11 protein-coding genes are annotated in these 12239 nt (G+C 62.0%); 8 read left to right on the plus strand and 3 right to left on the minus strand.

The annotated features are described in order from the left end of the window. Positions 1–24 precede the first annotated feature (24 nt). The 6 genes from ACWNZ1_RS19775 (at position 25) to ACWNZ1_RS19800 (ending at position 5977) form a co-directional block, all read left to right on the plus strand. Entirely contained in the window at positions 25–666 is a 642-nt protein-coding gene (locus ACWNZ1_RS19775) for a YfgM family protein (RefSeq protein WP_135843833.1), read from the plus strand. Then, on the plus strand, positions 659–1810 hold the full coding sequence (bamB, locus tag ACWNZ1_RS19780; protein ID WP_135843834.1) for an outer membrane protein assembly factor BamB: 1152 nt from the start codon (positions 659–661) through the stop codon (positions 1808–1810). Before ACWNZ1_RS19775 ends, bamB begins: the two co-directional genes overlap by 8 nt. A 130-nt stretch (positions 1811–1940) precedes the next feature. Continuing rightward, on the plus strand, positions 1941–3413 hold the full coding sequence (der, locus tag ACWNZ1_RS19785) for a ribosome biogenesis GTPase Der (protein ID WP_076386232.1): 1473 nt from the start codon (positions 1941–1943) through the stop codon (positions 3411–3413). Positions 3414–3564: 151 nt separating this feature from the next. Then, entirely contained in the window at positions 3565–4713 is a 1149-nt protein-coding gene (locus ACWNZ1_RS19790; protein WP_135843835.1) for a pyridoxal phosphate-dependent aminotransferase, read from the plus strand. After that, a complete protein-coding gene (locus ACWNZ1_RS19795; protein WP_256452211.1) occupies positions 4701–5492 on the plus strand; it encodes an amidohydrolase in 792 nt (263 codons plus the stop codon). Before ACWNZ1_RS19790 ends, ACWNZ1_RS19795 begins: the two co-directional genes overlap by 13 nt. Positions 5493–5560: 68 nt before the next feature. Continuing rightward, a complete protein-coding gene (locus ACWNZ1_RS19800) occupies positions 5561–5977 on the plus strand; it encodes a hypothetical protein (RefSeq protein ID WP_135843837.1) in 417 nt (138 codons plus the stop codon). A 180-nt stretch (positions 5978–6157) separates the two neighbouring features. Here ACWNZ1_RS19800 and leuA read toward each other — a convergent pair whose 3' ends face one another. The 3 genes from leuA to xseA form a co-directional block, all read right to left on the minus strand. After that, the gene (gene leuA / locus ACWNZ1_RS19805) at positions 6158–7837 is read right to left on the minus strand and encodes a 2-isopropylmalate synthase (RefSeq protein ID WP_256452212.1); all 1680 of its coding nucleotides are present in this window, start codon (positions 7835–7837) and stop codon (positions 6158–6160) included. Between the two features lie 453 nt (positions 7838–8290). Then, positions 8291–9112: a peptidoglycan DD-metalloendopeptidase family protein gene (locus tag ACWNZ1_RS19810; RefSeq protein WP_135843839.1), complete on the minus strand. Its 822-nt coding sequence runs from the start codon at positions 9110–9112 to the stop codon at positions 8291–8293. 3 nt (positions 9113–9115) lie between these two features. After that, complete coding sequence (gene xseA, locus ACWNZ1_RS19815) at positions 9116–10495, minus strand: exodeoxyribonuclease VII large subunit (RefSeq protein WP_135843840.1); 1380 nt, start codon at positions 10493–10495, stop codon at positions 9116–9118. Between the two features lie 230 nt (positions 10496–10725). Between xseA and ACWNZ1_RS19820 the strand changes: the two genes are divergently transcribed. Together ACWNZ1_RS19820 and ACWNZ1_RS19825 are read left to right on the plus strand one after the other, a co-directional pair. Continuing rightward, positions 10726–11493, plus strand: a complete 768-nt coding sequence (locus tag ACWNZ1_RS19820) for a sulfite exporter TauE/SafE family protein (RefSeq protein ID WP_135843841.1) — start codon at positions 10726–10728, stop codon at positions 11491–11493. 72 nt (positions 11494–11565) lie between these two features. Further along, positions 11566–12114, plus strand: a complete 549-nt coding sequence (locus tag ACWNZ1_RS19825; protein WP_135843842.1) for a sugar ABC transporter ATPase — start codon at positions 11566–11568, stop codon at positions 12112–12114. Positions 12115–12239: the final 125 nt, after the last annotated feature.

Genomic DNA, 12239 nt, shown 5'->3' on the forward strand with positions numbered 1-12239 from the left:
ATTTAGCGATTAAGGAGTATTGGGGTGTCGAGTACCGAAGATGAACAGCTGGCGGATTTGAAGGACTGGTGGACGCGCAATGGCAAGCCGCTGGTCACTGGCGGCCTGTTGGCGCTGGTCATCGTGTTCGGCTGGCAGGCCTACCAGAAATACCAGAGCAACCAGTCGCAAGGCGCCTCGGTGCTCTACCAGCAATTGCTGGAAACCACCCTGACCCCGGACGGCAAGCCTGACCCTGCCCGTGTGGCGGACCTGGCCGGCAAGCTCAACAGCGAATTCGGCGGCACTGCCTACGCGCAATACGGTCGCCTGTTCGTGGCCAAGGTTGCCGTGGACAGCGGCAAGCTGGACGACGCGGCCACAGAGCTCAAAGGTATCGTCGACAAACCGGCCAACCCGACCCTGGGCGAAGTGGCCCGTCAGCGCCTGGCGCAGGTGCTGGCGGCACAGAACAAGGCCGAAGACGCGTTGAAGCTGCTCGACGGCGATGCCGACAAGGCATTCCTGGCGACCCGCGAAGAGCTCAAGGGCGACCTGCTGGTACAGCTGGGTCGTGCTGATGAGGCCCATGCGGCCTACCAAAAAGCCAAGGCTGCGCTGTCGGATGAAGCCGCAGTCGGTGGCCTGCAAATCAAGCTGGACGACCTGGCCAAAGGGGATGCGTGACGTGATCCGTTGGAAACATGCAGCATTGCTGGCTCTGGCCATTCTGGCCGCGGGTTGCAGCAGCAACAGCAAGAAAGAACTGCCTCCGGCCGAGTTGACCGACTTCAAAGAAGAAGTCGTGCTGCAGAAGCAGTGGAGCCGCTCCATCGGTGACGGCCAGGGTGAAACCTACAACATGCTGGTGCCGGCCATCGACGGCGACACCATCTATGCGGGTGACGTCACTGGCGTGGTCATGGCAATGGATCGCAGCAACGGCGACGTCAAATGGGAGAAAGATCTCGAACTGCCTGTCTCCGGCGCCGTTGGCGTGGGTTACGGGCTGGTCATGATCGGCACGCTCAAGGGTGAAATCGTCGCCCTAGACGCGAGCAGCGGTGAAGAGAAGTGGCGCGCTCGCGTGACCAGTGAAGTGCTCGCACCGCCAGCGACCAACGGTGATGTGGTCGTGGTCCAGACCCAGGATGACCGTCTGATCGGCCTGGATGCCGCTACCGGCAACCAGCGCTGGTTGTACGACAGCACCCCGGCGGTGCTGACCCTGCGTGGCACCAGCGCGCCGATCGTCACCAACCGCCTCGCGGTGGCTGGCTTGTCGACCGGTAAAGTGGTCGCCCTGGATATTTCCAACGGCGTGCCGGTTTGGGAGCAGCGTGTAGCCATCCCGCAAGGTCGTTCCGAGCTGGAGCGTGTGGTCGACATCGACGGCGGCCTGCTGCTGTCCGGCGGTACGCTGTACGTCGCCAGCTACCAGGGTCGCGTTGCGGCGCTGGACCTGGAAAGCGGTCGTCCGCTGTGGCAGCGCGATGCGTCCAGCTACGCCGGTGTCGCCCAGGGTTTCGGCAACGTCTACGTCAGCCTGTCCTCGGGCACGGTTGAAGGCGTCGACGAGCGTTCCACCACCGCGTTGTGGAGCAACGATTCCCTGGCCCGTCGTCAACTGTCGGCCCCGGAAGTGTTCTCCAGCTACGTTGCAGTGGGTGACCTGGAAGGTTACCTGCACCTGCTCAGCCAGGTGGACGGTCGTTTCGTCGGCCGCGAGCGCATCGACAGCGACGGCCTGCGTGCCCGTCCGCTGGTGGCTGGCAACATGATTTATGTGTATGGCAACAGCGGCAAACTGGAAGCCCTGACCATCAAGTAAGACTATGCTTGGGGCTAATCCCCCCAAGCGGCCTTGTTCGCAAGGTTTGCAGCGATCTCGCTGCCCCGAGCACCAGCCGCTGCCTAGCAGCGGCTTTTGTATTTTCTGAAATAACGAAGTGGAGAGCCGCATGGTTCCCGTAATCGCCCTGGTGGGCCGACCGAACGTCGGCAAGTCCACCTTGTTCAACCGCCTGACCAGGACTCGCGACGCCATTGTCGGCGACTTGTCCGGTCTGACCCGTGATCGCCAATACGGTGAGGCCAAGTGGCAAGGGCGTACCTATATTCTGGTCGACACCGGCGGCATCTCCGGTGATGAACACGGCATGGATGAAAAAATGGCCGAGCAGTCGCTGCTCGCCATCGAAGAAGCCGATGTGGTGCTGTTCCTGGTAGACGCCAAGGCCGGTTTTACCGCCGCCGACCAGATGATCGCCGAGCATTTGCGCAAACGTAACAAGCGTTCCTACGTGGTTGCCAACAAGGTCGACAACATCGACCCGGACATGGCCCGCGCTGAATTCGCTCCGTTGGGCATGGGCCAGGCGATCCCGATCGCCGGTGCCCACGGCCGTGGCATCACCCAGATGCTGGAAATCGCCCTGGCTGATTTCCCGAAAGACGACGAAGACGAGCCTGAAGACGGCGAAGAAGAAATCGTTGCCGAAGGCGAGGAAGCCAAGCGCATCCCCGGCCCAAGCGAAAAAGACGGGATCAAGATCGCCATCATCGGCCGCCCGAACGTGGGCAAGTCGACGCTGGTCAACCGTATGCTCGGCGAAGACCGGGTGATCGTGTACGACCAACCCGGCACCACCCGTGACAGCATCTACATCCCGTTCGAGCGTAACGAAGAGAAGTACACGCTGATCGACACCGCAGGTGTGCGCAAGCGCGGCAAGATCCACGAAGAAGTCGAAAAATTCTCCGTGGTCAAAACCCTGCAAGCGATCAAGGACGCCAACGTGGTGATCTTCGTGATGGACGCCCGCGAAGGCGTGGTCGATCACGACCTCAACCTGTTGGGCTTCGCCCTGGAAGCCGGTCGTGCGTTGGTCATCGCGATCAACAAGTGGGACGGCATGACGCCGAGCGAGCGCGATTTCGTGAAGGTCGAATTGCAGCGTCGGCTGTTCTTCGTCGACTTCGCCGACATCCACTTCATCTCGGCCTTGCACGGCACGGGCGTGGGTAACCTCTACGCATCGGTGCAGAACTCGTTCAAGTCGGCGGTCACCCGCTGGCCGACCAACCGCCTGACCCAGATCCTCGAAGACGCCGTGGGCGAGCACGCGCCACCGATGGTCAACAACCGTCGGATCAAGCTGCGTTACGCCCACTTGGGTGGTGCCAACCCGCCGATTATCGTGATTCACGGTAACCAGATCGAGAAGGTGCCCAAGTCGTACGTCCGTTACCTGGAAAACACCTATCGTCGCGTCCTGAAGCTGGTCGGCACGCCGATCCGCATCGAGTTCAAGGGCGGCGAGAACCCGTACGAAGGCAACAAGAACACGCTCACCGACCGCCAGGTCAACAAGAAGCGCCGCTTGATGTCGCACCATAAGAAGGCTGACAAGAAGCGTCGCGATAAGCGCTGATCGGTAGTCACCGCAGTTCCACTGTGGGAGCGAGTTGTGTCAGCGTAAGAAGGGTGCCCTGTGTGGCACCCTTTTTCATGCCCGGCGATTGGGCTATCCTCGACCTCTCCCGCGCCGCACCTGAGCCGGGTGCAGACCCAGGGAACCCTCGATGATCACCAGCAAGTTGCCGAATGTCGGCATCACTATTTTCACCCAGATGTCCCAGCTCGCGGCGCAGACCGGCGCGCTCAATCTGTCCCAGGGGTTTCCCGATTTCGATGGTCCGCAGGCCCTGCGCGATGCAGTCGGCCGGCACATCGCCCAAGGCCACAACCAATATTCACCCATGACCGGTTTGCCGGCCCTGCGCCAGCAGATTGCGGCGAAGATCGCCCGCAGTTATGGCGTCAGCGTCGATGCCGATCAGGAAGTGACGGTGACCCCCGGCGCGACCCAGGCAATTTTCTGTGCCATTGCCGCTGTGGTGCACAGCGGTGACGAAGTGATCGTGTTCGACCCTTGTTATGACAGCTACGAGCCGGCGGTGCAGCTGGCCGGTGGGCGCTGTGTGCATGTGCAGTTGGGCCTGGATGACTTCGCCATCGACTTCCAGAAGCTCGGCGAAGCCCTGAGCCCGCGCACGCGGATGATCATCCTCAACAGCCCGCACAACCCCAGTGGCGCCCTGATCAGTCGCGCCGAACTGGATCAATTGGCAGCGCTGATTCGTGACCGCGACATCTACCTGATCAGCGACGAGGTCTACGAGCACCTGGTGTTCGATGGCGTCGCCCACGCCAGCGTCCTGGCCCATGAAGAGCTTTACCAGCGGGCCTTCGTGGTCAGTTCGTTCGGCAAGACCTACCACGTCACCGGCTGGAAAACCGGCTACGTGGTGGCGCCAGCGGCCCTGACGGCGGAACTGCGCAAGGTGCATCAATACGTCAGCTTCTGCGGCGTGACGCCGTTGCAGTACGCCCTGGCCGACTACATGGCCGATCATCCGGAGCACGTCGAAGAGCTACCGGACTTCTACCAGGCCAAGCGCGATCTGTTCTGCGATCTGCTGGCGCCGTCACGGTTCAGCTTCAAGCGGGTGGCCGGCACCTATTTCCAGTTGGTGGATTACTCCCAGATTCGCCCGGATCTGAATGACGTCGACATGGCGGTCTGGATGACCCGCGAGCACGGCGTGGCGACGATTCCGGTCTCGGTGTTCTACCAGAACCCACCCGAAGGCCAGCGCCTGGTGCGCCTGTGCTTTGCCAAACGCGAGGAGACGCTGCGCGAAGCGGCGGAAAAACTATGCGTGATCTGAGTGCGTTGCCCAACCTCAATGTGGCGCTGATCCAGACCACCCTGGCCTGGCACGATCGCCAGGCCAACCTGGAGCATTTCGACGGTTTGCTTGCACAGGCACGTGGCGCGGACCTGGTCATCCTGCCGGAAATGTTCACCACGGGCTTCTCCATGGAGTCCGAGACCCTGGCGGAGCCGGAGTGCGGCCCGGCGCACAAGTGGCTCAAGGCCCAGGCGGCGAAGCTGAATGCGGTCATCACGGGTAGTGTGATCATCCAGGCGGCGGACGGCAGCCATCGCAATCGTCTGCTCTGGGCGCGCCCGGACGGGGAGGTGCTGCATTACGACAAGCGCCATCTGTTCCGCATGGCGGGGGAGCACAACCACTACACGCCGGGCGAGCGCCAGGTGCTGTTCGAACTCAAGGGCTGGCGCATTCGTCCGCTGATTTGCTACGACCTGCGCTTCCCGGTCTGGAGTCGCGATGCCGAGGACACCGACCTTTTGCTGTACACCGCCAACTGGCCCGGCGCCCGACGTCAGCACTGGAACCGGCTGCTGCCGGCCCGGGCGATCGAGAACCTGTGCTACGTGGCGGCGGTGAACCGCATCGGCACCGACGGCAAGGGGTTTGCCTACACCGGTGACAGCCAGGTGTTGGACTTCCAGGGCGAAACCTTGCTCAGCGCTGGCGAGGCCGATGGTGTGTTCACGGTGTGTTTGAGCGCGGCAGACCTGGCGGCTTATCGCACGCGGTTTCCGGCGAACCTGGATGCCGATACGTTCGAATTCATCTGATTGAAACGTTTCAGCCCTTTAGAAATGTTCGGGAGTGCCGATAACCGGTCAGCCAAGGAGGAGTCCCTATGACCAGTATCAGCGCTTCCACCCTCAACCCTTATCTGCAATCGGCCCCTAAAATTTCGATCAAGGGGGCTGCCGAGGAGACTGCGACCAGTCCTGCGGTAGTATCGATTGGTGACAGCGACGATAAAGCCCCTGCCAGCGGCGGCGCGCAAGGTGCCAGCGGTAGCGGCAGTGCCGGCAGCCCTAACCAACAGGTCATCGAACAGTTGAAGAAGCAGATCGAGCAGACCGAAAAGCTGTTGGCCCAACAGCAAGCCCAATTGGCCCAGATCCAGAACAGCAAGGCCAATGAAGAGCAAAAGGCCCAGCAGGCCATGGCTCTTCAAGCCCAGATCATGGGCACCCAGGCGACTTTGATGAGCCTGCGCGGGTCGCTGTTGCAGGCTATGACTGTTTCTGTTGATACCCATGCCTGACATTTTTGTCGGCTGATAGGGCCCTTTCGCGAGCAAGCCCGCTCCCACACAGCACCGATCCAGTGTGGGAGCGGGCTTGCTCGCGAAGAGGCCAGGGCAGTCGGCACAAAATCCCAAGCCAAACAAAAAGGCCCCAGGGTTCACACCCCAGGGCCTTTTGCATTTCGGCTGAACGATCGATCAGGCCGCTTTGGCTTCCGGCTGGCTCAGCGAGCGATTCAGCGCGCTGAACAGGGCCTTGAAGCTGGCGGTGGTGATGTTTTCATCGATGCCCACGCCGTGCACCGCACGCTCACCGTTGACCCGCAGTTCGATGTACGCGGCAGCCTTGGCATTGGTGCCGGCGCCGATGGCGTGTTCGTTGTAGTCCATGATCTCCACCGGAATCGGCAGGCCGGCCACCAGCGCTTCCAGCGCGCCGTTGCCTTTGCCGCGCCAGTGCAGGTTGGTCTCGCCCTGGCCCTTGCTGGCCACTTCCACTTCCACGGCGCTGTTGCCGTTTTCTTCCTGCAGGCGATGGCTGACCAGCGCATACGGGGTGTTGGCTTGCAGGTATTCGCGTTGCAGCAAGCTGTGGATCTGCTGGGCAGTCATTTCCAGGCCCAGGCGATCGGTTTCACGCTGTACCACTTGGCTGAACTCGATCTGCATGCGACGCGGCAGGCTGATGCCGTATTCCTGCTCCAGCAGGTAGGCGATGCCGCCCTTGCCCGACTGGCTGTTTACACGAATCACCGCTTCGTAGCTGCGGCCGATGTCGGCCGGGTCGATCGGCAGGTACGGTACTTCCCACAGCCCGTCGGATTTCTGCTGGGCAAAGCCTTTGCGGATCGCGTCCTGGTGTGAGCCGGAGAACGCGGTGTGAACCAGGTCGCCCACGTACGGATGACGCGGGTGCACCGGGATCTGGTTGCACTCTTCGACCACTTTGCGCACGCCGTCGATGTCGGAGAAATCCAGCTCAGGGTTGATACCCTGGGTGTAGAGGTTCAGTGCCACGGTCACCAGGTCGACGTTCCCGGTGCGCTCGCCATTGCCGAACAGGCAGCCTTCGACACGGTCGGCGCCGGCCATCAGGCCCAGCTCGGTAGCGGCCACGCCGGTGCCACGGTCGTTGTGGGTGTGCAGGCTGATGAGCACGCTGTCGCGACGGCTGATGTTGCGGTGGAACCACTCGATCTGGTCGGCGTAGATGTTCGGGGTGGCGACTTCCACGGTAGCGGGCAGGTTGAGGATTACCTTGCGCTCAGGCGTCGGGTTCCACACTTCGATCACTGCGTCGCAGACTTCCTTGGCGAACTCCAGCTCGGTGGCGCTGAAGGTTTCTGGCGAGTACTCGAACTGCCATTGGGTTTCTGGCTGCTGCGCTGCGTATTTGACGAACAGCTTGGCCGCGTTCACCGCGATTTCCTTCACGCCTTCCTTGTCCTGGTTGAACACGATGCGGCGGAACGATGGGCTGGTGGCGTTGTACAGGTGGACGATGGCTTTTTTCGCGCCGCGCAGGGATTCGAAGGTGCGGGCGATCAGGTCTTCACGGGCCTGGGTCAGCACCTGGATGGTGGTGTCGTCCGGGATGTGGCCTTCTTCAATGAGGGTGCGCACAAAGTCGAAATCGGTCTGCGAAGCCGCCGGGAACGAGGCTTCGATTTCCTTGACGCCCACGGCCACCAGGGTTTTCCAGAAGCGCAGCTTCTTCACCGCGTCCATCGGCTCGATCAGCGACTGGTTGCCGTCGCGCAGGTCGGAACTGCACCAGATCGGAGCGGCGGTGATGGTCTTCGACGGCCAGGTGCGATCCGGCAGGTTGATAGTCGGGAAGGCGCGGTACTTGGAAGACGGGTCTTTGAGCATGCTCATCGGGGAATCCTTATTGTCGTGGCCGGAAAGAGGCGGCCTGCCGGTGTTCTGATGGGGGTGGCTTCACAGCCGGATCGAGGTGTCGCGATTCAGCCCGGCAGTCGTGCGCTGACGAGGCACAGGCTGCGGTGCTGGCGAAGCTGGATGAGGGTGTGAGAGGTTTTCATGCCCTCAACCCTAACCGCGTGAGGGGCGGATCGCAAGCAGTCGGGAAAAATTGAGAGAAGTTCTGTTTTTGGAAGGGTTTGCGAGATTTAATCGCGTGTTCTTGGGGAAATTGTAGTTTTATTGCGTCGATGTTTGGAGCTCGGCAATCCATGGGGAGGTGGTGATGCTGTTGCCGTCATCGCGAGCAAGCTCGCTCCCACAAGTAAAGCGGCGTTTTTCAGAACGCCGAAATACCCATGTGGGAGCAAGCTTGCTCGCGAAGAGGCCATTAGCCTTGCACAAGGCTCAGGGCTGGAACGCCCCAATAAAAATCGCCGGATCCACCCGCGCATCGTTCAGGCTGATGTTCCAATGCATGTGCGGCCCGGTCGCCCGGCCGGTGGCGCCGACCTTGCCCACCACCGTGCCCCGGGCCAATTGCTGGCCGACCTTCACGTCGATCTTCGACATGTGGCAGAACATGCTGATGAAGCCCTGGCCATGGTCGACGAACACGGTGTTGCCATTGAAGAAGTAATTGCCGGTGAGGATTACTTTGCCGGCGGCCGGGGTCTTGATCGGCGTGCCGGCGGGCACGGCGAAGTCCAGGCCGGCGTGGGGGTTGCGCTCTTCGCCGTTGAAGAACCGGCGCACGCCAAACTTGCTCGACAGCGGGCCGTTGACCGGTTTGTCCAGCAACAGGTTGCTGGGGATGTTCGGGCTGAAGCTGCGGTAGGCCTTCAGTTGCACGGCCAGTTCTGCGTCGATGCGCTTGAGATCCGCCGGGTTCGGGTTGACCTGGCGTTTGTTCTTCAGGGTGATGTGTTGCTCGGGGTACTTTTTATAGCCGACCACGAACGGCTGGGTGCTGCCGCCACTGCTGATTTGCTGGGTGCCGGGCTGGACCGTCAGCGGGATGCCGACAATCGCCAGCCAGTTGTCCTGTTCCTTGACCACCAGCACCGGCTTGCCCTGGTAACTGGCTTTCGGTGCCTTGGCCGCGCTGCCCAGATCGACCACGGCCACGCCGCCGGGCACCGGTTTGTTCAACAGGCGGCTGATGTAACTGTCGGCGTGGGCGTTGAGGGTCAGGCACAGCAAGAGCAATGGAGCGAGATATCGCGGCATGAATCAATCCAGTAAAGAAAGGGTGACCGGCGTCAGGTGATTGTCTTCGACCCGCACCAGCAGTTCGCCTTCGCCGAGCTTGGCGGTCAGGCGTTGGCCGGTCTGGGTTTGTCCGGCGCTGCGGATCGCCTGGCCGCGCTCGTCGAGCAAAATGCTGTAGCCCCGGCCAAGGGTCGCCAGGGGGCTGACGATGTGCAAGGTCTGCATCTGGTTGTGCAATTGCACCCGTCGCGCTTTCAAGCCTTCACGCATGGCCCTGGGTAGACGTTCGGCCAGGCTGTCCAGGCGCTGGCGCAGCATCGCCAGTTGCCGGCCCGGATGTTGCCCGGCCAAGCGGGTTTCCAGGCGGATCAGCCGTTCGCGGCGGGTGTTGAGGCTGCGCTCGAAGGCCCGGCGCATGCGCATGTCCAGGTCGTCGAGGCGTTGGGCTTGCTGGCGCAGGCGTTCGCCGGGATGGCGCAGGCGCCGGGTCAGGCCCTCGAGGCGCAGTTGATCGCGCATCAGGCGGTCGCGCATGCGCATCACCAGCCGGCGATGCAGGCTTTCGACCCGGCGCACCAGATCCCCTGCATCCGGGGCCAGCAGTTCGGCGGCGGCGGACGGGGTAGGGGCGCGCACGTCGGCGACGAAATCGCTGATGGACACGTCGGTCTCATGGCCGACGGCGCTGACGATCGGCGTGACGCAGGCATCCACCGCCCGCGCCACGGCTTCTTCGTTGAAGCACCACAAGTCCTCCAGCGAACCGCCGCCCCGGGCCAGGATCAGCGCATCGAAACCCCGGGCATCGGCCAGTTTCAGGGCGCGGACGATTTGTGCGGTGGCTTCGCGGCCTTGCACGGCGGTGGGAATCAGGGTCAGGGCAATTTGCGGCGCCCGGCGGCGGAAGACGCTGATGATGTCGCGGATCACCGCACCGGTGGGCGAGCTGATGATGCCGATGCGTTGCGGGTGGGCCGGTAGCGGCACCTTGCGCTCGGCGCTGAACAGGCCTTCGGCGCTGAGCTTTTCCTTCAGGGCATCGAAGGCCAGGCGCAGGGCACCGTCGCCAGCCGGCTCCACGGTGTCGAGGATCAGTTGGTAGTCGCCACGGCCCTCGAACAGCGAGACCTTGCCGCGCACCTTCACCGCCAGCCCGTCTTTCAAGGCCTGGCGCACCCGCGCGGCGTTCTGCCGGAACAGCGCGCAACGCACCTGGGCGCCGCTGTCCTTGAGGGTGAAATACACGTGGCCGGAGGCCGGGCGAGCAAGGTTGGAGATCTCGCCCTCGACCCAGATGTTGCTGAACACGTCTTCGAGCAACACCCGCGCACGGCCGTTGAGCTGGCTGACAGTCAGGACCTCGCGGTCCAGGCCCAGTCGGGCAAAGGGATCTTTAATCATGGGCGGCATGATAAGGGCATTCGCCGGTGAATCTCCATGTGTGCAAACAATTCAGACCGAGTCGCCCGTATCGCGAGCAAGCTCGCTCCCACGTTTGATCTTCAGTGCGACATAGATCCAGTGTGGGAGCGAGCTTGCTCGCGATAGCGGTGTATCAGCCGCCATAAATACTGGATATGCCACCGTACATCTGGCTAAAGTCGCCCGCTTCGTCATCAAGGAAGTCGGCAATGGATCTTCTGTCATGGCTAGGCCAATGGGCATTCGCGCCAACGCAATGGCTGGTGATCGGCCTGGCCATCGCCCTGGCCTACATCGTATTCGGCATCGCCGGGTTCGGCACGGCGTTGGTGGCCGCCCCCATCCTACTGTTGTTCATGCCACTGTCGAAAATCATTCCGTTGCTGGTCTTGCTCGATTTTGTCGCGGCCTTCGGCAACCTGTTGCCATCGCGCCGGGACGTCTCCCGACCGGAGCTGCTGCGGTTGCTGCCCTGCATGGCGGTGGGCTGCACCCTGGGGGTGATTTTCCTGCTCAACCTCAAATCCGACCTGTTGTTGCTGTTGATGGGGCTGTTCATCTGCAGCTATGCGATCTACAGCCTGTCGATAAAAAGACGGCCGGCGCAGTTGTCGGCGTTGTGGGCGTTCCCGATGGGCACGGTGGGCGGGATGTTCGGCGCATTGTTTGGCAGTGGCGGCTTTTTATATGCCATCTACCTGAACAGCCGCTTGTCCAAGGAAGCGGCCCGCGCCACCCAAAGCGCGCTGATCAGTTGCAGTACCGTGGTGCGCCTGGGCTTGTTCGCTGTCGCGGGGGTGTATGCCGAGCTACCCTTATTGATACTGGCGCTGTGTTTGTTGCCGGCCATGGCGCTGGGGCTGTGGGTGGGCCGTCGCCTGACCCTGCGAATGTCACACGAGACGTTCGTGCGCCTGGTGACCTGGCTGGTGCTCGCCAGCGGCATCGCATTGATCGGCCGGTACCTGAGTGCTTGACCTGGCTTGGCCAGGGATTAAGCTGCCGCCCCCTACCAATAGCCCCAGCCAGAGAAACCGCCAGGCCCCGCCATGAATTCGCAAAGCATCATCGTCCCGAAAATTTCCACCCTGCCGGTCCACGAGCCTCGGGCCCGGGCGATTGTGCGCTGGCTGGTGCGCAAGAATATCGTCGAAGAACAACTGACCACCTGCGGGCGCACCGGCAATCGCATGGCCCACGCCATCGCCCCTGGCGCCCGCGACGTGGTCATGCGCCCTGAAGCCTTGCCGTTCGGCGAGGCGATCAATGGCCTGGAAATCATCACCAAGCGTTGCATCTACACCCCGGCCAAGGGGTTTCTGGAAGAGGCCGGCTGCGCCGAGTGCCGCAAGGAAATCGGCGAGGCGTTGTTCGAAAGCCTGGAAGACTGGATGCCGGCGCGCACCGACAACTTCACCTGCCCCGAATGTGGACACGAAGACGACATCAATGGCTTTCTGTTCCTGCAGCCCTGTGGGTTCTCGAACCTGGGGTTCATTTTCAATAACTGGCTGGAGGCGGGGTTCAAGCAGGCGTTTCTGGATGAGTTCGCCGATTGGCTGGATCAGCCGGTGAGTTGGGTGAAGGTGCAATTGTAGGGGCGCCGTAATAACCCCTGTGGGAGCGGGCAGCCAGGCATTGATTTAGCCCATCGATCACCCCGGCAATAATAGACAGAGTTTTACATTGAGCCAGACAGGGTCCATGAGTATAATGGCGCGCT

This window comes from Pseudomonas sp. CFBP 5748, assembly GCF_053850495.1.